Raw genomic sequence first — 21,298 nt, 5'->3', positions numbered from 1 at the left:
TTATTCGTTATTACAGCAACAATAATCACTTTATTGACCGGTTTAAAGTCTTTCTGCCGGTTTTGAGGTAATGAGTGTGTCTGATCAAGAGATTACAAACGATTTCACATCGTTAATGCTAGGTGAAGGAGTTAAACCGATTAAGGCAGAGGCTAAGGTCTCTGCGCGCGAGCACTTAAGACGTGGTGATATGCAGGCTCTTGAACAGCGTCGACGTGAGGCCGAAGGGGTTGATGAGCGCTTTCGATTTACTGACAATCAACTGTTGAACCCCTTGGACCCTGTCGAGTGGAAACGCGATGGCGTTCAAGAGGGGGTCTATCGCAATCTCCGTTTGGGTAAATACACTGTCGATGCGCGCCTTGATTTGATTAACAGAACGCTCTCTGAGGCCTGTGAAGAGGTGCCTAATTTTGTAAAGGAGTGTTACCGATTGGGTCTACGCACAGTCATGATTACCCATGGACGTGGCAAGCATCTGCAGGCACCTCAGAACAAGATGAAAAGTGCACTGACACTCTGGCTGCCAAACATTGATGAGGTGTTAGCCTTTCATAGCTGTCAGCCCCAGCATGGGGGGCTTGCAGCGATCTATCTGTTGTTACGTAAGAATGAAGAGCAGCGCCTCGCCAATCTAGAGCGTCATCGATAGTGGCCATCAACGATCGAAAACTGGTTTGGCTTCAGTGTGAGTCAGAAGTAGAGGCAGGTCAGGCGATCAATCAGCTTAAGGATCAACTCCCTCTCAACTCTATGAAAGGGTTGTTAGTCGGTCAGTCGCAAGAGGGTTTTAGTTCGATTAGAGCCGATCGATTAGCGACAGAGCTTGGTCAATCCATTGACTACCTTATCTTCAATGCTTTTGACGGCTTCACACCTAATGCTCTTGCCCAAGGGGCGGGCCTTGTTCGGGCTCCTGGTGTACTGATTTTGATCACTCCTAAAGCGTCTGTTTGGCCCAATTATGCTGATCCGTTTTTACAAGCCTTGGGGCAGTCTGAAAGTTATTATTCAAACTACATACAATTATTAATCAATAGTTTAAATCATAGTAGTAATATTATTTGTGATATTGACGCCGTCGAGCTCAATAGTACTACTAGCACTCAATTATCTGAATCAATAGCCCTAACTGCTGACCAACAGGCTGTGGTGGATAAGCTGCTTGATGACTGGTCTCTATCGACCTCTACCAGAGTTATTACAGCAGACAGAGGTCGCGGCAAATCCTCAGCTTTGGGCCATGCGTTAAAACAGTCTGATTGGGAGTCCAATCAGGTCATTGTGACGGCACCGGATAAGCGCGCCGTTTACTCTCTCTATCAGCAGAGCGATGAGTTTCAGCCGCGCTTCCTCCATCCTGCTGAAGCCTTACAGGAGCTGCGTACCAACCCCGATATTCGACTGTTGGTGATTGATGAAGCCGCCGCGATTGCAACGCCTCTGCTTGATCAACTGGTTGAAAGTGCCAATCATCTAGCAGTCTCGACAACGGTTAATGGCTATGAAGGGTTTGGGCGTGGTTTCTCTCTTCGTTTTCTACAACGTTTGGGTCTACAGCGAGAGGGTGTTAACTACTCCCAGCTGGCTGAACCGGTTCGATGGTCTCAAGGGGATCAGCTTGAAGAGACGATCAATGAACTGCTGTTTCTGACCGAAGGCGAGCCGTCTAAGGCGTTTTTAGGCTTTGATGACGGTGTGCATGGTTTAGAACTTGATGGTCTTGTAAGCCAACCTGATCAATTACAGGCGATCTATCAGCTTCTACACCTAGCTCACTACCGAACCTCACCCAACGACCTTCGAGTTCTGCTCGACTCCCCAGGGCAATCTATTTTCGCTTCAGTGCAGGGCGGAGTGTTGGTTGGTGTTGCGTGGATTTCAGAGGAGGGTGAGCTGTCTGCTGAGCTCTCTGAGGCGATCGCTCTGGGTGTTCGACGGCCTAATGGCAATCTACTTCCGCAAACACTCATATTCTCTGAGGGTATGGTCACACTTGGTACCAAGCGCTTCTGGCGAATCGCACGTATTGCGGTCGCGCCAGATTTCAGAAGATCAGGGATTGCCGCGGCTATGCTCTGTTCTATTGAAGCGAAAGCGATTGCGTCCCAGATCGACTTCATGGGGGCTAGCTTTGCTGGATACCAAGAGGTTTGGCAGTTTTGGAAAGCTTCTGGCTACAGAGCGATTCGTATGGGCGATCGTATCGATCCTGTGGCGGGTGAGCCCGCATTGCTGGTTATGAAAGCGTTAAACGCCTGCGCCACAGACGATATTAAGTTTCTATGCGAGCAGGCGGTTTCTCGTTATCAATTTGAGATTGAGAGAGAGTTGAGGTCGGCAATGCCAGTTGGTTTTGAGGCTCTACCTAAAACGCTTGAGCAGAGAGCTTTATCGTCTCATCAGATTGAGTCTTTAAAGCGCTTTGCTCAGGGCAGTGCGCCACTCACACTAGTAAGACCTTGGATTGAGTTGTTAGATAAGGGGGTTGCGCATAACGAGGTTGGTCACCTTGAACTTAAACCGAACAAGCATCAACTCAAGGCTTTACGACATAGGGTGTCCCAGTTCATCGACTAGGGTCACTTTATCCCCAAGAGAGACCTTTCCAGGCTTTACCAAGCTAATATTTTGGCCAAAGTTGATCTCCCCATTCGGTCCAGAGTGAATTGCCTGCAGTGTGCGGAGCGGTTCCTGATGGCTATCTTTCAATCCAGTGATGGGATCGCGTGTGACTAAAACACAGCGTTCGCATGGCTTGCGACGTTCAAATATGGCCTCTCCGATTTGAAACCGACTCCAGCTATCTTCAATCCAGGGTATTGAACTGTCGATGACAAGGTTAGGTCTAAATCGAGCCATTTCAAACAGCCCGCCTGATGCATGGTTAAGTGCATCCAGTGAGGCGGTATTGGTCAGTAGAATAGGGTAACCATCACTGAGTATTGGGCCCCACTCATAGCGCTTTTCTGCAAGTTCTGTTGCATGACTGTCGTTAAACACTAGGCAGACTTTGCGTTCGAACAGGGAATCCAGCGTCTTATTATTGAGCCTGATTCGTTGTACTGAGGTAATCCGACTCCAAACAGTGACGCTGAGTCTCTCCGATGAGCTGAAATCACCCTTCGCAATCATCTTGTTTTTGTAGAGGATAGAGAGAGTCTGACCGTCTGACTCGATGTTCAGATCCAGCAGAATCGGATCTTTTCTAGCTGTTATAAACCGCCCATCCTCTTCCGCTAGCATGAAACGACGGTCGCCAACGATCCCTTTAGTTTCTATGTTCGCTTGCTCTAAATGCACGGCCTGACCCGACTTGATCGGGTAGCGGATGATGTCGACGAGTTTCATCTCTGGTTAGTCCTTTAGAAGCGTCTCTTTGGCCGAGTTAATGCGAGAGGCAAGCCAATCACTGCCACCGCGATCAGGGTGGGCTTTTTGCATCAATCGCTTATGCGCAGCAAGGATCTCCTCTTTTGATGCTCCCTCTTTAAGACCCAATATTTCATAGGCCTCCTGTTTGCTTGGGTTTCCGGAGGGTTTAGGGCTGTTCTTTTGTTGCTGGCGTCGAGCCCTTAGAAAAGGGAGTAGGCGCAGCAACCAGGGAAACGCACTTTTAACAAAGGGAAGTAGGCCGGCAATCAGAGCGCCTAGCCAGTGCATCCTGCCGGTAATGGCTAAAAAGAGCATCACCAGCGCTAGGGTGATGAGTCCGGCTTGAAGCCAAGCTCTGCGTCGATGCTCTTTGGGTTTAGATCTCACCCAGCCGAGTATCAGCAGAATCAGTATAACGACAGCAATAAAAGAGATTGGATTCACAAGGTCTTGTCTCTGTACTTATATTGGGTTTGAAGGTTTGGCATGAATGCTTGGTCCGAAAGAGTATAGCTGACGTAACCTGAAAAGTAGATTTAAGGAAGCCATATGAAAGTAACTATCGAGCAGCTCAATCGTGAGCGTCCGGTTATATCTGAATTGAGATTGAAGTCCTTTGAATGTGAACACTATCTGGTTCAATTAACGACTGAGACTGGGCAATCAACCCTAGTTGACGACACTGGGCGCCCTCAGGTGTTTCGATCTCAGCTAGCGGCCAAGATTCCGTTCAAAGGATTAAGGGTTGAAAGGGCGGTGCTAGAGCATCAATCCTATTATGACGAAATGATTGGGTTGCAGGGCGACAAGGTTGAACCTCTGCTGGTTGATATCAGCCTTCCTGATAATGATTACTCATAAAAAAAACGGCACCCGAGGGTGCCGTTTTAGTATCAACTCTGGATTAGCTAATCGCTTTAAGGATTTGATCCAAACGCTCTTTAGCATCACCGAATAGCATGCGTGTGTTCTCTTTGTAGAAGAGTGGGTTATCGACACCCGCATAACCAGTACCCATAGAACGTTTCATGACAATGGTCTGTTTACCGTTCCAAGGCTCAAGTACAGGCATACCTGCGATAGGGCTGTCTGGTACTTCCTGTGCTGCAGGGTTGACGATGTCGTTGGCACCGATAACGATAGATACGTCAACGTTAGGGAAGTCTTCGTTGATCTCTTCCATCTCGTAAACGATGTCATAAGGTACTTTCGCTTCAGCAAGCAGTACGTTCATGTGACCAGGCATACGACCCGCTACAGGGTGAATACCAAAGCGAACGTTGATGCCTTTGTCGCGAAGTTTCTTAGTGATCTCGAATACGGTGTGTTGAGCCTGAGCAACCGCCATACCGTAACCTGGTAGGATCATGACCTCTTTAGCGTTAAGAAGCATGTCTGCCGCTTCATCCGATTCAACCGAGCGAATGTCTTCAGCATTACCCGCAGGGCCTGCTGGACCACCGCTTGAAGCTTTCTGACCAATACCACCAAAGATTACGTTTAGGAACTTGCGGTTCATCGCCTTACACATGATGTAAGAGAGGATAGCACCACTTGAACCGACTAGAGCACCGACGACGATGAGTAGATCGTTACCTAGCATGAAGCCCATCGCTGCAGCAGCCCAACCTGAGTAGCTGTTCAGCATTGAGACTACAACAGGCATATCAGCACCACCGATCGCTGCCACCATGTGCACACCAAATACCAGTGCGATGATGGTCATAACCGTCAATTCAAAGACACCGCCAGTTGCCGCTGTATCCATGTACTGAATCATGAAGTATAAAGCGATCACACCGAGTGCAATGTTGAATAGGTGACGACCTGGTAGTTGAAGAGGGCGTCCGCCAATCTTCCCGCTTAGTTTCAAGTAAGCCATGACGGAACCAGAGAAGGTCATCGCACCGATCAGAATGCCAAGGTAGGTTTCAACGGCGTGAATCGACTGAGCAACACCGGTGAGTGGTGCATGCTCTAGAGCATTCGCCCAACCCACAAATACGGCTGCTAGGCCCACAAGGCTGTGAAGAATCGCCACTAGCTCAGGCATAGAGGTCATTTCTACACGTTGCGCCAGAATGTAGCCAATGATACCACCGACAACAATACCACCGACCAGAAGTCCGTAGTTGTTAGAGACTAGGCCAACGATGGTAACACCGACAGCAATCGCCATACCCAGCATGCCATAGAAGTTACCGCGACGTGCAGACTCCTGATGCGCAAGACCGCCTAGTGCCATGATAAACAGGGCGCTGGCTGCAATGTAGGAAGCTGTAATAATTCCTGAAGTCATCGATTATCTCCTTACTTCCTAAACATGCGAAGCATGCGTTGTGTTACGGCGAAACCGCCCACAATGTTGATGCTGGTAATGAACACAGCCAATCCGGCAAGCGCCATCACCACTGGATTGTCACTTGAGATCTGAATTAAAGCGCCAATCACAATAATGGAACTGATTGCGTTGGTGACAGACATCAATGGTGTGTGCAGTGAGTGCGATACGCCCCAGATAACCATGTATCCGATAAAACATGACAATACGAATACGGTTAGGTGGCCAATGAACTCAGGTGGAGCAACAGAACCCAATCCAAATAGAGCGCCACCGGCGATCAGTAGAGGGATCAGGAACGCAAGTGGGTGAGCCGGTTTTTCAACCTCTGGCTCAAGCTCTTGCTTCGCTTTAAGGCCGACGTCCTCTTTAGGTGCAAGCGAGATACGAGGCGCTGGTGGTGGCCAAGTGATGTTGCCCTCTTTGACAACCGTCGCACCACGAATCACCTCGTCTTCCATGTTGATGTCGATTTCGCCGTTTTTCTCTGGGCAAAGTTCAGTCAACAGGTTCAACATGTTAGTTGCATAGAGCTGAGAGGATTGCGCTGCAAGACGGCTCGGTAGGTTGGTGTAGCCGATGATAGTGACATCGTGCTTCTTAACCACTTCGTTAGCGACGGTAAGTTTACAGTTACCACCCGCTTCCGCTGCAAGGTCAACAATGACAGAGCCAGGCTTCATGTTAGCGACCATACGCTCAGTGATCAGCTCAGGTGCCTCTTTGCCAGGGATCAGTGCGGTAGTGATAATGATATCCACTTCTGCAGCCTGAGCCGCGAATAGATCCATCTCTGCTTTGATGAACTCAGGGCTCATGGTCTTAGCGTAACCGCCAGAACCGCTGCCATCTTCGTCATCTTCGAAATCGAGCATCAGGAATTCAGCATCCATCGACTCAACTTGCTCTTTAACCTCAGGGCGAGTATCAAATGCACGAACAATGGCACCCATGCCTTTCGCAGCACCGATAGCGGCAAGACCGGCAACACCGGCACCGATAACCAGTACTTTAGCTGGGTTGATTCGACCTGCTGCGGTGATCTGACCAGTGAAGAAGCGACCGAAATGCTGCGCTGCTTCAACAACAGCACGGTAACCCGCGATGTTAGCCATTGAAGATAGGGCGTCCATCTTCTGTGCACGTGAAATACGTGGTACAGAGTCCATAGCCAGTGCATTGATACCATGATCAGCCATCTCTTTGAGCATCTCAGGGTTCATCGCTGGGTATAGGAAGCTGATGATGGTTTGATCCTTCTTCATCAACTCTACGCCATTGAAACCAAGTTCAGGGTGGGCTTTAGGTGGGCGAACCTTCAGGATAATGTCTGAATTACCCCATAGCTCTTTAGGATCTTTAATGATCTCTACACCAGCTTTCTCATACTCTTCGTCCGCATAGCTAGCATCTGCGCCAGCGCCGCTTTCCATCGAGATGTCGAAACCCAGCTTTTGCATTTTAACTGCAACGTCTGGAGTGAGGGCGACGCGTTTTTCGCCTTCTTCGTTCTCGCGGGGTACACCGATTCTCATCGATTTCACCTCTCTTATAGTATCCACCCGAGGATGGCTGTTGATAACCCTGGCTCAGCATAGAAGCTAAGCCTATATAATATGGCCATTCCATAACTAAATAGAATTAACCTAAAACTAATCTTTATAATCTACTACGAAAGTTATTAATAACCAAACTGAATTAACTTATACGGATTATTAAAATTTTTCAGGATGCTTAAGATTTAGCTTAATTCTCTTCTTATTGGGATGTAATTTAATCAACAAGAGGTAATAAAAAAGGAGCCGAAGCTCCTTTTTAAAAAGACGCACTGTTCGAAAACAGGGCTTACATGATGCGCATTCCTGGCTGAGCGCCGGCATGGGGTTCTAATATCCAAAGATCCTTACCGCCAGGTCCAGCCGCTAGTACCATCCCCTCAGACATTCCAAACTTCATCTTACGCGGTGCAAGGTTAGCGACCATAACGGTCAGTTTGCCTTCCAAGTCTTCTGGAGCATAGGCCGATTTGATACCTGCAAAGACATTGCGTGTCTCATCGCCTAGATCAAGCGTCAATCGAAGGAGTTTGTCAGCACCTTCAACATGCTCAGCTTTAGCGATGCGAGCGACACGAAGATCGACTTTGGCAAAGTCTGGAAACTCGATGGTCTCAGCAATGGGCTCTTTACTAGGCTCAGCCTTTTTAACAGGCGCAGCGGCTTGTAGATTCTGTTTTGAATCTTCGATGACCGCCTCGATCTTTTCAGGCTCTACACGCTGCATAAGCGGCTTGAACTTGTTGATCTTTTGGTCCAGTAGAGGTGTTTGAATCTCATCCCAAGCAAAGCTTTCAATATTAAGGAAGCCTTTAGCTTGTTCAGATACCTCTGGAAGAACTGGAGTTAAGTAACTAATGATCACTCGGAATAGGTTAATGCCCATGGTACAGCAGGCTTGAACCTCAGCCTCTTTACCTTCCTGCTTAGCCAATACCCAAGGCTCAGCTGCATCAATATACTGGTTGGCTTTATCGGCTAATGCCATGATTTCGCGCATCGCTTTGGCGTACTCGCGCTTTTCATAAGCATTTGCAATCGAATCACCAGCGGCAACTGCTTCGTTATAGAGCTCTGGTTGAGCCAGTGTGCTATCCAGTTGGCCATCAAACTTCTTAGTGATAAATCCTGCACAACGGCTCGCAATGTTGATGACTTTGTTAACTAGATCGGCGTTAACACGAAGACGGAAGTCCTCTAAGCTTAAGTCGATGTCATCAATACCTGAGCCCAGTTTCGCTGCAAAGTAGTAGCGTAGATACTCTGGACGTAGGTGTTTCAGGTAGGTCTCGGCCATAATAAAGGTGCCACGAGACTTAGACATCTTCTGTCCATCGACTGTTAGGAAACCGTGACAGAAAACCCCTGTTGGTGTTCTAAATCCTGCACCATGCAGTTCAGCAGGCCAGAATAGGGTGTGGAAGTAGGCGATGTCTTTACCGATGAAGTGATAGAGTTCAGCGCTGCTATCTTCTGACCAGTACTCATTGAAATCGACGCCATTTTTATCCGCCCAATTTTTAAAGCTAGCCATGTAGCCGATGGGAGCGTCCAACCAAACGTAGAAGTATTTGCCAGGGGCGTCAGGAATCTCAAATCCCCAGTAGGGCGCATCACGTGAGATATCCCACTGTTGAAGACCGGATTCGAACCACTCATTCAGCTTGTGTTTCATCTGATCCTGAACGTGTGTGTCTACCCAGCCTTTAAGGAAGGATTCGAAATCTTCAAGCTTAAAGAAGTAGTGCTCAGACTCTTTCTCGATCGGTTTTGCACCTGATACAGCAGAGTAGGCATTTTTCAGTTCAGTCGGGGCATAGGTTGCACCACACTTTTCACACGAGTCGCCGTACTGATCTTCCGCACCACATTTTGGACAGTCACCTTTGATGAAACGATCCGGAAGGAACATCTCCTTTTCAGGATCGTACGCTTGAGTGATGGTGCGACGAGCAATGTGACCTTTATCTCGTAAACGCGTGTAGATCAGTTCAGCAAACTGCTTGTTCTCTTCCGAGTGCGTCGAGTAGTAGTTGTCGAAGTTGACCAAAAAACCTGAGAAGTCACGCTGGTGCTCTTCACTGACTTTGTCGATCAATGCTTGAGGTGAGATACCCATCTGATCCGCTTTCAGCATGATCGGTGTACCGTGAGCATCATCTGCACAGACGTATGTACATTGATGGCCGCGCTGCTTTTGGAAGCGAACCCAAATATCGGTTTGGATGTATTCAACTAGGTGGCCCAGGTGAATAGGTCCATTAGCGTAAGGCAGGGCACTGGTAACAAGAATCTTGCGATTAGAATCAGTCATCTAGGTTAATCACTATCTACTACGAAAAAATTGAGCGTCGATTTTACGCGTTTACTTCGATTGATTAAAGGTCTCAGGTTTGGTCACTACTCAATGCACTGTTACACTGCGCCCCAATTACTCTTTTTAGACGTTTAAAGGCACCCATTGCATGTCATCTTTACCGGTTATTGATCCTGCCCTCTACGAACAGCAACTTGCTGAAAAAGCAGAAACAATGCAGCAGTTATTCTCAGAGTTTGATCTTCCCGAGCTCGAGCTGTTTCGCTCCCCACCAGAGAACTACCGTATGCGAGCAGAGTTTCGAGTTTGGCATGATGGTGATGAGATCGACTACGTGATGTTTGAACCGGGAGATAAGCGCAAACCGGTCAAGGTGACAGAATGCAAAATGGTCGATACGCGCATTGAATCGATGATGTTCGATTTTCTCGAGCGTTTAAAAGGTGACGTTGAGCTGCGTAAACGTCTATTTCAAATAGATTTCCTAGCGACCTTAAAAGGGGAGCTGTTGGTCAGCATGCTCTACCACCGCGCGATCGGAGAAGAGTGGATTGAGGCGGCAAAACCCCTTCGTGAAGAGTTTGGCATTGATATTGTAGGCCGTTCACGTAAAAACAAGATTGTGTTGGATCGTGATTTTGTTATTGAAACGATTCAGATCAATGGTCAGCCCTTCACCTACAAACAGACCGAAAACAGTTTCACCCAACCCAACGCTAAGGTGTGTGAACAGATGATCGAGTGGGCGTTGGATGCAACTCAAGATGCTAGGGGCGACCTGGTGGAGTTCTACTGTGGTAACGGTAACTTCAGTCTGCCGCTAGCGCAGAACTTCGATCGAGTTGTCGGTACTGAGATCTCTAAAGAGTCGGTACGCAGTGCGCAGTACAACATTGAGGTAAATGGTGTTGAGAACGTCTCTATTTTGCGCCTCTCTTCAGAAGAGTTTACTGAGGTACTTCAAGGCACTCGTACTTCTCGTAGAACCGAAGGGTTGGATCTGACCAGCTTTGATTTTCAAACCGTACTGGTTGATCCGCCTCGTGCAGGTTTAGATGCAGAGACCGTTAAGCAAGTGCAGACCTACCCGGCGATTGTCTATATCTCCTGTAACCCTGAAACCTTAAAAGAGAATTTAGAGATACTGTCTCAGACTCACGACGTGCAGCGTTTTGCTCTGTTTGATCAGTTCCCATACACCCATCATGTCGAATGTGGCGTATACCTTACTAAGAAGGTCTAGTTAATCGATCCTCTTTTTGAAATAATCCTACTAAATTACTTGGTTATTATGTTTGGGTGGTACCGTGTCTCAGAAACTTGAAAATCTTGCGGGTGTTAAAAAAATTGTCGCGATCTCCTCTGGTAAAGGCGGAGTGGGTAAGTCGACGGTCACAGCTAACCTGGCAGCTGCTCTATCTGTACAGGGTCTTCGTGTCGGCGTGTTGGATGCTGATATTTACGGTCCCAGCCAAGCAATGATGTTTGGTGTACCTGCAGGTACTCGCCCGAAAACAGCTGAAGAGAAGTACTTTATTCCCGTCGTCGCGCACGACATTCAGACTATGTCGATCAGTTATTTGATCGATGAAGATACACCTATGGTGTGGCGTGGTCCCATGGTAAGTAGTGCGCTTCAGCAGCTGTTGATGCAGACACAATGGGATGATTTGGATCTTCTGCTGATCGATATGCCGCCTGGTACAGGTGACATTCAATTGACGCTGTCGCAAAAGGTACCGGTCGATGGTGCCATCGTCGTAACCACGCCTCAGGATATTGCGCTGCTTGATGCCAAGAAGGGCATTGAGATGTTCCGTAAGGTCGATATTCCAGTGCTAGGCATCATTGAAAACATGAGCGTGCACGTCTGTTCAAACTGCGGTCATGTTGACCCCATTTTTGGGGAAGGTGGCGGTGATAAGATGGCAGAGCAGTATCAAACCAAGCTCTTGGGTCAGTTACCTTTGGCAATGCCAATTCGCGTGCAGGCCGACTCGGGCACACCCATCGTCATTGCCGAACCTGAATCTGAGTATGCCAGCCTCTATCAAAGGGTTGCGGCTTCCGTCAGTGAAGTGCTTGCCAATCACACACAGGCTGAGGCGCCTTTCATCAACATCATGGATGATTGATGTGTAAAGAAAAGGCTCTATTTCTGGAGCCTTTTTTGCTATTATTTCGCGGTTTTCTTTTTAGGTGATAAGTAATGGGTATCAAAGCCGATAAGTGGATCCGTCGCATGGCGGAACAGCAACAGATGATTGATCCGTTTGAGCCGGGTCAGGTTCGTGAAGTGAATGGTGAAAAGATCGTCTCATACGGTACGTCTAGCTACGGCTATGATGTTCGTTGTGCTGACGAGTTTAAAATCTTCACCAACATCAACTCATCGGTTGTCGACCCTAAAGACTTCAACAGCGAGAGCTTTGTTAATGTGAAGTCGGATGTCTGTATCATCCCGCCAAACTCCTTTGCACTGGCTCGCACTGTTGAATACTTCAAGATCCCCCGTGATGTGCTAACAATCTGCTTGGGTAAAAGTACCTACGCACGTTGTGGCATCATTGTGAACGTCACACCGCTCGAACCAGAGTGGGAAGGTCACGTGACACTTGAGTTCTCTAATACCACGCCGCTGCCTGCTAAGATCTATGCTAACGAGGGTGTAGCTCAGATGCTCTTTATTGGCGGTGATGAAGTGTGTGAAGTCTCCTACGGTGATCGTGGTGGTAAATACCAGGGTCAAACGGGTGTGACCTTACCACGCACTTAATATGCAAGAACAAGTCGATAGTATTAAAGCCTTTTGGGATGATCTTGCGATTACCCTAGATGCCCTTCAACACGCCACGCTCGAGCAGCTCGCTGAGCAAGGTGAGCGTGTGCTTATGGATTACAGACCGACACTGAAAGAGATCGACTCTAACCTGACGTTCCATTTTGAGCGTAATCAAGAGGATGGTCCTGTTCAGTTGGTCTTTGGTTGTGATGGCTACCCAGAGTCGATTCACAGTGTGTTAACACTGGTCGGTGCTGCGCCTAAACTGAATGGCTTCCAAGTACGCGCCTTCAATGAGCGTCATGATCCTGTGCCACGCACCGTCGATCTGGGCGGAGAGCTCTGTGAGATCAACGACTACTGGTATTCACTGCGCACCATCAATGGCAAGTTAGAGCTCGCAATCTACATGGAAGATGCACCGACCGTGCTCGATATGGATCCGCGAGTTGAGGCAGTCATGATTCTACTGGATGCGCTGATTGGTGAGTACGAGATTATGGTGCGAATTTGGGCCTTGGATTGGTATGAACTTCCAGCCTGTCCACGTGATTTTGGGCTATCGCCGCTATCCCAGCTCAGATCTGAATTTGATCAGATTAAATCTGACATTAAACCCATTGGTATCAATCTGCACTAATATGAGTGACAAGTTGACCGAACTGCTTGATGACCTTCGCGAAGCCTATCTCAAAGAGATGGAGGCTAACGGCCACAGCTACCCCTTTAAAACGGCTCACCAGCTTGCTCATAGGCGTTTAGCCTTGCCAGCTGACGAGTTAGTAGAGCTCATTCTATCAGCGCCACGCCTGTTGGCTTCACGTGCCGGTGATCTGATCGAGAGTGAAGAGGAGGGTGCAAACCCGACCATCGGAGCGATCATCAGTGCCAATCTTGTGGCGGCGGGTATGGATGGTCTAATGATGGTTGCGACCAAGCGCGACTGGTTAGAGCGTGATGAGCATGGCGATCTGTTGGTTGATGCGCATGAACTGGACCTCTGCAAACCCGTTTTAGGTGTCGATTACACGAAAACCCCTAAAGAGTTCGTTCCGCAAAGTGGACGGAGTCAGCTCTATGATCTGTTCGCTGCGGCTGAAACAGCCTTCGAAAGTGCGCTGAGCAGTGAGACGATGGATGCCTATCAGCTCAGTCTTAAAATTGCGTCGGACTATGCTGTTTTTGCTCCAGATGATTTGGCACCGCTGTTGGCCGAAAACCCTTTAATGTTGGGGTTACGAAACGATGGATTGGTGGATCCCGAGATGTTCAATCAAGATCCACCCGCTGGCATGATTCTTAGTGCACATCTGACTGAGATGATGGTAGCTCAAATGGTGGATCATGCCATTGAAAAGGGCGCCATCGGAATGGATTCAGAAGGTCAGCCTCTATTTGTCGATGATGAAGAGCCACCGACACTGCATTAATAAGGTTGGGTTAGATTGGCAGTTTTCGGCTGAGCAGCGCCGCTGCTAAAACCATAATCGCAGATCCAGCAAGGCAAGCCACTAGCCCCGCAACGCCTAATCCAGTCCACTGAAACAGTGCACCCGATAGCAGGGTGCCGATCAAGCGCCCCATGGCATTAGCCATGTAATAGAACCCCACATCTAACGAGACACCGTCTGCTTTGGCATAGCTAACAATTAAATAGCTGTGAACGGCTGAGTTGAGGGCAAAGATCAGCGCAAACAGCGCTAAACCCACCATTATGACCCAGGTGGGCTCGACCTCTGCGAAGAGTAGAGCAGCAATCGCGGTTGGAACTAGGGTTAACAGGGCTGCTAGTGTGACGGCTCGGTCACGACTGGGTGGGTGCTCTCTGTTATTCAGCAGTTTTGGCGAGGATGCTTGAATAATACCGTAGCCAATAATCCACATTGCCATAAACGCCCCAGTTGCCTCTTCACCCCAGTTAAGGGTATCGGCAAGAAAGACGGGCAGTGCAATCACAAACCAGATATCTCGTGCACCGAATAGAAAGAACCGGGCAGCAGAAAGTCTATTAACGGAGTCACTTTTAGAGAAAATCTCTCTGAATTTAGGTTTGTAGCTCGCTTTACCTAACTCCTTTTTTAGCAGCAGTAGAGAGCTGATCCAGACAATCAGTAAGACCGTGGCCATCGCGGTAACCGCCCCTTGAAACCCTAGCCAGACTAGCAGGGCACCACCCATAAAGAAACCCACACCTTTTAGCGTGTTTTTCGATCCTGTAAGCAGTGCGACCCATTTAAACAGTGAGCTTTCGGCGTTTTCAGGAACCAGTTGCTTGATGGCACTTTTCGCACTCATTTTATTCAGATCTTTAGCAATGCCGGAAAGCGCTTGGGCGGCCATCACCCAGGGAATGGTGAGATAGGCTGAAGGAACTGCTAGCATGGCTAGTGCGCCAATCTGTAAGGCGAGCCCAATGTTCATGGTCCTATTCAGGCCAATACGAGCTCCGAGCCAACCACCAACTATATTGGTGACGACCCCAAAGAGTTCGTAGAAGAGGAATAGAAAGGCGATCTGAAGAGGAGAGTAACCGAGTTGGTGGAAATAGAGCACCACCAACATACGAAGGGCGCCATCCGTGAGGGTGAACGCCCAGTAATTACCCGTAATTAGCAGGTACTGACGGACAGCACCATTCATACACTTAACCTTCTAGCCAGCTATCAAGAGACTCAATGTCTGCAGGGCTAAGTGTACCTAGAGTAGATTTCATTTCTGTGACAAGCGCGATATGATCGATACGCGCTTCAGCGTAGTCTGTTTTAGCAGCGTAGAGTGCGGTTTCAGCGTTAAGTACATCAACGATGTTACGTGTGCCGACTTCAAACCCTTGTGAAGTTGCTTCTAGAGCTTTTTCACGAGATTCCAGTGCGACTTTGCGAGCTTCAACGGTTTTAACAATCGCTTCGATGTCACGCAGTAATTTGCGGGTGTCGGCTTTAACCGTTTTAACTTCACCTTCGTAAGCGAAAAGTGCTTCGGTGTGTTTGTAGGCGTACTTGTCTTGGTTCGCAGTCGTTTCAAAACCGCTAAAGATCGGAATGCTTAGCGTTAGTGATGTGTTGTAATCACCACGTGTTTCATAAGCAGTATCACCGCTCAGTGCGTTGTAACGGAATGATAGAGTTGGCAGGTGAGCAGATGCATAGGCTTCTGCTTCATAGCCGGCTGAAATCTCTGACAATTTCTTCAGACGAAGGGCGATATTACCCGCCAACGCTTTCTCTACCCACTCTGATTCTGACCCTTCAGTAATGCCCTCGATAGGGTAACTCGCTTTAATCTTCTTAAGATCGACACTGCTAACGCCCGTCATCTTCTCCAACGAATCGAGAGCACTTTCGACACCGCTCTGTGCTGTAAACAGGGATGCGCGCGCATCATCATAAGAGGCGCGAGCTTCTAGCACATCGGTAATCGCAATTAAGCCCACTTCGAACTGTGCGTTCACCTGATCTAGACGGCGTTTTAGTGCGCGCTCCTGCGCTTCAGCGACCTCTAGACCGTTTTTGGCTTTAAGAGCACCAAGATAGGTCGAGACAAGGCGGAACATCAAGCCCTGATCAGCAGCCTCTATAGAGAGCTGAGTGATCTCTGGCAGCTGATTGGCTGCTTTATAACCGTACCAAGCGGGCATACTGAAAAGAGTCTGATCGATCGTCAGAGTCATGCCTTTAGTCGTAGAAGAGTTGCCTGAAGGGTTCGATGTAGATCGAGTAGCGGTCATACCAACCGTTGGGTAGAGATTAGACAGTGCGATGTCATACCCAGTCTCTGTTGCTAGTGCAGATGCGCGACTCTCTTGGTAAGAGGCGTCATTTTTAAGGGCGCTGTTGTAAAGATCGGTCAAAACACCAGCCTGTGTTGACGCTGAAATCAGGGTGGCAATCGAAATCGCAAGTGACTGCTTTGCAAAGCGAGCGTTCATAAAAGATCCTGTTAAATTCGTTAAATGGTCATTGAAGGCTATATTAGCAACTTCTAAATTAATAACAAAGGTCTGTACATAAAAAAACCGGATACGAGATCCGGTTTAGTGTAGTTCAGTTAGACCTGATTAGGCGAGTGCTTTCGCGATTCGCTCAATCGCATCGGCCAGTATCTCTTTGCTAGTTGCAAAGGAGAGGCGCATATTGCCCGGCGCGCCGAATGCAGAACCAGGTACCAGTGCGACACCGGCTTCCTGAAGTAGGTATTCAGCCAGTTCAATATCATCGTTGATGTCTGAACGTGCATCGATGACACCTTGGAAGCTTGGGAATGCGTAGAAAGTGCCATCGGCAGGGATGCACTCAACACCCTCGATTTTGTTCAGTTCTGAAACGACAAATTCATGGCGCTCTTTGAAAGCAACAACCATCTCAGCAACACAACCCTGATCGCCTTCCAGTGCAGCACGGGCCGCTTCCTGTGCAATCGAACAAGGGTTAGATGTCGATTGCGACTGCACCTTTTTCATTGCACCGATAAGTTTAGCGGGACCTGCGGCATAACCGATACGCCAGCCAGTCATTGAGTAGGCCTTAGAGACACCGTTTAATACGATGGTGCGATCGTAAAGCTCTGGTGCTGCATTAAGAATGTTCACAAAAGGTTGGTCATTAAAACGAATGTGCTCATACATATCATCCGTCGCAATCAGAACCTCTGGGTACTCTTTCAGTACGTCAGCTAGTGCTTTCAGCTCATCAAGCGTGTAAGCAACGCCTGTTGGGTTTGAAGGGCTGTTAATAACAACAAGACGAGTTTTGTCCGTTAGAGCCGCTTTTAACTGCTCAGCAGTCATTTTAAAACGCTGTTCCTGAGTCGTTGGAACAATGACCGGCACACCGTCAGAGACCAGAACCATATCAGGGTAAGAGACCCAGTAGGGTGCTGGGATAACCACTTCATCACCTTCATTGATCAGTGCCAGTGATAGGTTGAAAAAGCTCTGTTTACCGCCTGATGAGACTAGAATCTGGTTTGGCTCGTAAGAGAGACCGTTGTCTTTTGAGAACTTCTCAATAATCGCTTTTTTAAGCGCTGGTGTACCATCGACAGCGGTGTATTTGGTCATACCCTTGTTAATGGCTGCAATAGCAGCGGCTTTGATGTGTTCAGGAGTATCAAAGTCAGGTTCACCTGCACCTAGGCCAATAATGTTTTGACCAGCAGCACGAAGCTCAGCAGCACGGTTAGTGACAGCCAGAGTAGGTGACGGCTTAATGTTGTTGACGCGGTTAGAGAGTCGAACGTCCAATCGAAATATCCTCAAAAAACGAAATGTTCGTGTGGCTTTTATAAAGCGTTGCACATTATATAGGAGTTTGAGTTCCGTTATAATCCCCTGAAACCCTTATAACTCCGCGTTTTTTAATATTTTAGGTCTGATGAATGAAAACTCCGTTTAAAGTCTCATCCAAATTTGAACCTGCAGGGGATCAGCCAACGGCGATTGCTGGCCTAGTGGATGGTTTGGAGTCGGGTCTTGCGTCGCAGACTCTATTGGGTGTGACCGGTTCGGGTAAGACCTTTACCGTTGCCAACGTCATTGCTGAAGTTCAACGACCTACGATCATATTGGCGCACAACAAAACCCTAGCGGCCCAGCTATACGGTGAATTTAAGGAGTTTTTTCCAAATAATTCGGTAGAGTATTTTGTCTCCTACTACGACTACTACCAACCTGAGGCCTATGTTCCATCGTCGGACACCTTCATCGAGAAAGATGCGTCGGTTAACGATCACATTGAGCAGATGCGACTCTCTGCAACCAAGGCTCTGTTAGAGCGAGACGATGCCATCATCGTGGCCACCGTCTCAGCCATTTACGGTTTGGGTGACCCTAAATCCTATTTGGCGATGATGCTCCATTTAGACCGGGGCGATCGAATTGATCAGCGCGGGTTACTGCGTCGACTGGCGGAGCTCCAATACACACGAAACGATATTGATTTGCACCGTGGTACCTATCGCGTCCGAGGGGATGTGATCGATATCTACCCAGCAGAATCGGATCGTGATGCGCTTCGCATTGAACTGTTTGACGATGAGATTGAGGAGCTCGCCTGGTTTGATCCGTTAACCGGTGAAGTATTGCGTCGCGTGCCGCGTGCAACGGTCTACCCTAAAACCCACTATGTTACTCCGCGCGAGACACTGCTTGAGGCGGTCGAGCATATCAAAGAGGAGTTGCGAGAGAGGCTCAAGCAGCTTCGCGACAACAACAAGTTGGTGGAGGCGCAGCGGTTAGAGCAACGCACGCTCTATGATATTGAGATGATCCTCGAGCTAGGTTACTGCTCAGGTATTGAAAACTACTCGCGTTACCTGTCAGGCAAGCCTGCCGGTGCACCGCCACCGACACTGTTCGAGTACCTTCCAGATAATGCGTTGTTGGTGATCGATGAGTCTCATGTCACCGTTCCGCAGTTGGGTGCTATGTATCGTGGTGACCGTTCACGAAAAGAGACGCTGGTTGAGTACGGTTTCCGCTTACCCTCAGCGCTAGATAACCGACCGCTTAAGTTTGAAGAGTGGGAGCATCTAGCGCCCCAAATGATTTTTGTCTCTGCCACGCCCAGCAAATATGAAGCGGCTAATGCTCAAGCGATTGTTGAGCAGGTGGTTAGACCGACGGGCTTAGTCGATCCAGTGGTTGAAGTGAGGCCGGCTCAAACGCAGGTCGATGACTTGCTTGGGGAGGTACGGAAAACCGTCGCTAAAGGTGAGCGAGTTATTGTAACTGTGCTGACTAAGCGGATGGCCGAGGATTTAACAGAGTATCTAGCGGAACATGATGTCAAAGTGCGCTATTTACACTCTGATATCGATACCGTGGAGCGTGTTGAGATCATACGAGATCTTCGAATAGGGGAGTTTGATGTACTTGTTGGTATCAACCTGCTGCGTGAGGGTATCGACATGCCGGAGGTCTCTCTAGTGACGATTCTTGATGCCGATAAAGAGGGCTTCTTACGATCGGATACCTCTATGATTCAGACCATTGGGCGGGCCGCGCGTAATGTAAATGGTCGTGCGATTCTCTATGCCGACCGAATTACCGGATCTATGCAGCGCGCGATGGATGAAACCGCACGCCGTCGTGAAAAGCAGATCGCATTCAACGAAGAGCACGGCATTACGCCAAAAGGTATTCAGAAGTCCGTTGCTGACATCATGGAAGGGGCAACCATTCCTGGTAAGAAGGTGGGTAAACAGTCAGCTCGTAAAGCGGCTGAACCAACGCCAGAGTACCAACTCTCTGCCAAAGCGATGTCGCCTAAAGAGCTCTCTAAAGCGTTGTCGACATTGGAAGATAAAATGTATGAAGCCGCTAAGAACTTGGAGTTTGAGAAGGCGGCTCAGTTGCGCGATCAGCTAGAGCAGTTGAAGCACTCGGCAATCGATACCGGACAAGACTAGCCTCTAAAATATTGGATCGGTCTGTTGGAGCGGTCTTGCAAAGGCCGCGATGGGTTAATCATCTCATCTTCGACAAGACTCCAACAACCAATAAAAAACCCCGCAAAAGCGAGGTTTTTATAACACAGAGACCGACTATCGCTTAGCGATACCCTCTTTACCAGGGAAGTCAGGTGCACACTCTCGTGCGTTCGGCATCTTCAGCCAAAGTCGTAGGAGATGACGCTTCTTATCTTCCTCTTCGTAATCTTCAAAGCCAGTACGAGAGTGGAAAATTGTATAGTTATTAGCAAACTGAATATCACCCGGTTCCATCATCATATCCAAGCGGATATCGGGGTCATTCAAGATCGAATCAACCAGATCAAAGGCTTCTACCTCTACTGGTGACAGTGGCAGTCCAGCTTTCTCTTGTGCAATTTCAATGTACTGGCGCAGATGCATCGCACTCAGTTTGCCTTTGTAGTAACTGAAAATTGGTACCGGGCCGGCATCACCATTATTGATGTGCTCCATTAGGAAATGGCGGTGCAACAGGCCAAGGTACTCGGTATGGTTTTCTTGAATCTCATTGAAAAGAGTAATGGCGCTAGACAAGCTGCTCATGCCGCCGGATTTGGCTTTGCGAAGACTTAATAGTCCGACAACGTCAGAGAGGTCTGCGTGGTAGGGTAGATACTCATTGGTTTCATAAACACGGACCGATTTAGGATCTTTTGCACCGATATCTTTCACGTGGCCGATCATATCGCCTTTGATGTTCTGTGATACAGGGATACCCATATGAAGGCCAAGGCCGTAGTAGATAATTGCGGTCTCTTCGTCAGTGTAACGCTCAATAGGTAGGCCGCGGATAAGTATGAAGCCTTTGCCATCCTCAAGCTCGGTATTGAAGTAGTTGATCTCTTCCGCAAGCTCGGTGATCGGGAAATCTTCTTTAGTGAAGTTAGGTGTAGTTAGGCCTTTCGCTTTGACTGCGGCAAGTCCTTTTTCAAGAATGGCGATTGACTCATCGGACCAGTGGTAGATCCAAGATCCATCATCTTTTATATCTTTGCCTTTCCAAGCTGATGGGCCTTCGAATTTCTCTTTAAGAATGACTGACACTCTAAATTCCTCTGTACGAAATAGTATTAATTATTGTGATAAAGCTAAGGCCAATAGATTAGGCCAAGTATTAGAAATAACTGCTGTTACAATTATGATTGTTTAAGTCTATAACAATATTCAACTTTTGTATGGGGTATAAGTTGGAGCGGTCTTGAAAAGGCCGCGATAGGGTATCGTCTCATCTTCGATAAGACTCCAACAGAAGAGCACAAAAAAGCCCCGCTGATGCGAGGCTTAATGTCTGGTACGACCGGGCAGATTCGAACTGCCGACCCCTACCATGTCAAGGTAGTGCTCTAACCAACTGAGCTACGGTCGTATTTGGCTGCGTATTTTATGGTGTGAAATTTATTCTGCAAGTAGTAAAGTGATGGATGCAGATTATTTTTTTATAACTTTCCCTTTTTTAC

At 48.2% G+C, this 21,298-nt stretch carries 18 protein-coding genes and 1 tRNA gene; 9 read left to right on the top strand and 10 right to left on the bottom strand.

Going from position 1 to position 21,298, the window contains the following annotated elements:
• The first annotated feature begins 70 nt into the window (after positions 1–70).
• Both smrA and XMA127_RS07795 read left to right on the top strand, forming a co-directional pair.
• Positions 71–652, top strand: coding sequence for a DNA endonuclease SmrA (smrA, locus tag XMA127_RS07800; RefSeq protein ID WP_173480867.1), 582 nt, complete (start codon positions 71–73; stop codon positions 650–652).
• Complete coding sequence (locus XMA127_RS07795; RefSeq protein WP_173484494.1) at positions 652–2,580, top strand: GNAT family N-acetyltransferase; 1,929 nt, start codon at positions 652–654, stop codon at positions 2,578–2,580. Before smrA ends, XMA127_RS07795 begins: the two co-directional genes overlap by 1 nt.
• On the opposite strand, the gene XMA127_RS07790 is transcribed toward XMA127_RS07795, so the two are convergent.
• Together XMA127_RS07790 and XMA127_RS07785 are read right to left on the bottom strand one after the other, a co-directional pair.
• Positions 2,548–3,351: an MOSC domain-containing protein gene (locus tag XMA127_RS07790; RefSeq protein ID WP_173484495.1), complete on the bottom strand. Its 804-nt coding sequence runs from the start codon at positions 3,349–3,351 to the stop codon at positions 2,548–2,550. The genes XMA127_RS07795 and XMA127_RS07790 overlap by 33 nt on opposite strands.
• A 6-nt stretch (positions 3,352–3,357) precedes the next feature.
• Positions 3,358–3,819, bottom strand: coding sequence for a DnaJ domain-containing protein (locus XMA127_RS07785; protein WP_173480870.1), 462 nt, complete (start codon positions 3,817–3,819; stop codon positions 3,358–3,360).
• A gap of 105 nt (positions 3,820–3,924) precedes the next feature.
• Between XMA127_RS07785 and XMA127_RS07780 the strand changes: the two genes are divergently transcribed.
• The gene (locus XMA127_RS07780; protein ID WP_173480871.1) at positions 3,925–4,236 is read left to right on the top strand and encodes a DUF6482 family protein; all 312 of its coding nucleotides are present in this window, start codon (positions 3,925–3,927) and stop codon (positions 4,234–4,236) included.
• Between the two features lie 43 nt (positions 4,237–4,279).
• Here XMA127_RS07780 and XMA127_RS07775 read toward each other — a convergent pair whose 3' ends face one another.
• From XMA127_RS07775 to metG, 3 genes are all read right to left on the bottom strand, one after another.
• On the bottom strand, positions 4,280–5,674 hold the full coding sequence (locus XMA127_RS07775) for an NAD(P)(+) transhydrogenase (Re/Si-specific) subunit beta (RefSeq protein ID WP_173480872.1): 1,395 nt from the start codon (positions 5,672–5,674) through the stop codon (positions 4,280–4,282).
• 11 nt (positions 5,675–5,685) lie between these two features.
• Positions 5,686–7,251, bottom strand: a complete 1,566-nt coding sequence (locus tag XMA127_RS07770) for a Re/Si-specific NAD(P)(+) transhydrogenase subunit alpha (protein ID WP_173480873.1) — start codon at positions 7,249–7,251, stop codon at positions 5,686–5,688.
• Positions 7,252–7,561: 310 nt separating this feature from the next.
• Positions 7,562–9,586: a methionine--tRNA ligase gene (gene metG / locus XMA127_RS07765; protein ID WP_173482451.1), complete on the bottom strand. Its 2,025-nt coding sequence runs from the start codon at positions 9,584–9,586 to the stop codon at positions 7,562–7,564.
• 151 nt (positions 9,587–9,737) lie between these two features.
• On the opposite strand from metG, the gene trmA reads away from it, so the two are divergent.
• The 5 genes from trmA (at position 9,738) to XMA127_RS07740 (ending at position 13,801) form a co-directional block, all read left to right on the top strand.
• Positions 9,738–10,832: a tRNA (uridine(54)-C5)-methyltransferase TrmA gene (gene trmA, locus XMA127_RS07760; protein WP_173480875.1), complete on the top strand. Its 1,095-nt coding sequence runs from the start codon at positions 9,738–9,740 to the stop codon at positions 10,830–10,832.
• Between the two features lie 64 nt (positions 10,833–10,896).
• A complete protein-coding gene (gene apbC, locus XMA127_RS07755; protein WP_371731518.1) occupies positions 10,897–11,724 on the top strand; it encodes an iron-sulfur cluster carrier protein ApbC in 828 nt (275 codons plus the stop codon).
• Positions 11,725–11,798: 74 nt separating this feature from the next.
• Positions 11,799–12,365 carry a dCTP deaminase gene (dcd, locus tag XMA127_RS07750; RefSeq protein WP_173480876.1) on the top strand — a complete coding sequence of 189 codons (567 nt, stop codon included), beginning with the start codon at positions 11,799–11,801 and terminating at the stop codon, positions 12,363–12,365.
• 1 nt (position 12,366) lies between these two features.
• Positions 12,367–13,011 carry a hypothetical protein gene (locus XMA127_RS07745; protein WP_173480877.1) on the top strand — a complete coding sequence of 215 codons (645 nt, stop codon included), beginning with the start codon at positions 12,367–12,369 and terminating at the stop codon, positions 13,009–13,011.
• A gap of 1 nt (position 13,012) precedes the next feature.
• Positions 13,013–13,801 (top strand): hypothetical protein, encoded by a 789-nt coding sequence (locus tag XMA127_RS07740; RefSeq protein WP_173499080.1) that lies wholly within the window; start codon positions 13,013–13,015, stop codon positions 13,799–13,801.
• 10 nt (positions 13,802–13,811) lie between these two features.
• On the opposite strand, the gene arsJ is transcribed toward XMA127_RS07740, so the two are convergent.
• The 3 genes from arsJ to XMA127_RS07725 all read right to left on the bottom strand — a co-directional run bounded on the left by arsJ (position 13,812) and on the right by XMA127_RS07725 (position 17,613).
• Positions 13,812–15,011: an organoarsenical effux MFS transporter ArsJ gene (arsJ, locus tag XMA127_RS07735; protein ID WP_173499079.1), complete on the bottom strand. Its 1,200-nt coding sequence runs from the start codon at positions 15,009–15,011 to the stop codon at positions 13,812–13,814.
• Positions 15,012–15,015: 4 nt separating this feature from the next.
• Positions 15,016–16,299: a TolC family outer membrane protein gene (locus XMA127_RS07730; protein WP_173499078.1), complete on the bottom strand. Its 1,284-nt coding sequence runs from the start codon at positions 16,297–16,299 to the stop codon at positions 15,016–15,018.
• 129 nt (positions 16,300–16,428) lie between these two features.
• Positions 16,429–17,613 carry a pyridoxal phosphate-dependent aminotransferase gene (locus tag XMA127_RS07725; RefSeq protein WP_173484498.1) on the bottom strand — a complete coding sequence of 395 codons (1,185 nt, stop codon included), beginning with the start codon at positions 17,611–17,613 and terminating at the stop codon, positions 16,429–16,431.
• A 134-nt stretch (positions 17,614–17,747) separates the two neighbouring features.
• Between XMA127_RS07725 and uvrB the strand changes: the two genes are divergently transcribed.
• Positions 17,748–19,778: an excinuclease ABC subunit UvrB gene (uvrB, locus tag XMA127_RS07720; RefSeq protein WP_173482455.1), complete on the top strand. Its 2,031-nt coding sequence runs from the start codon at positions 17,748–17,750 to the stop codon at positions 19,776–19,778.
• Positions 19,779–19,913: 135 nt separating this feature from the next.
• Here uvrB and XMA127_RS07715 read toward each other — a convergent pair whose 3' ends face one another.
• A complete protein-coding gene (locus XMA127_RS07715) occupies positions 19,914–20,885 on the bottom strand; it encodes a TauD/TfdA family dioxygenase (protein ID WP_173480883.1) in 972 nt (323 codons plus the stop codon).
• Between the two features lie 245 nt (positions 20,886–21,130).
• Positions 21,131–21,207: transfer RNA gene (locus XMA127_RS07710), tRNA-Val, on the bottom strand.
• Positions 21,208–21,298: the final 91 nt, after the last annotated feature.

Origin of the sequence: Marinobacterium sp. xm-a-127 (genome assembly GCF_013283425.1) — a bacterium.
In the GTDB taxonomy this organism is placed as follows: Bacteria; Pseudomonadota; Gammaproteobacteria; order Pseudomonadales; family Balneatricaceae; genus Marinobacterium_E.
The sequence above is the reverse complement of the archived record's forward strand: the minus strand, read 5'-3'. Positions and strand labels throughout refer to the sequence as shown.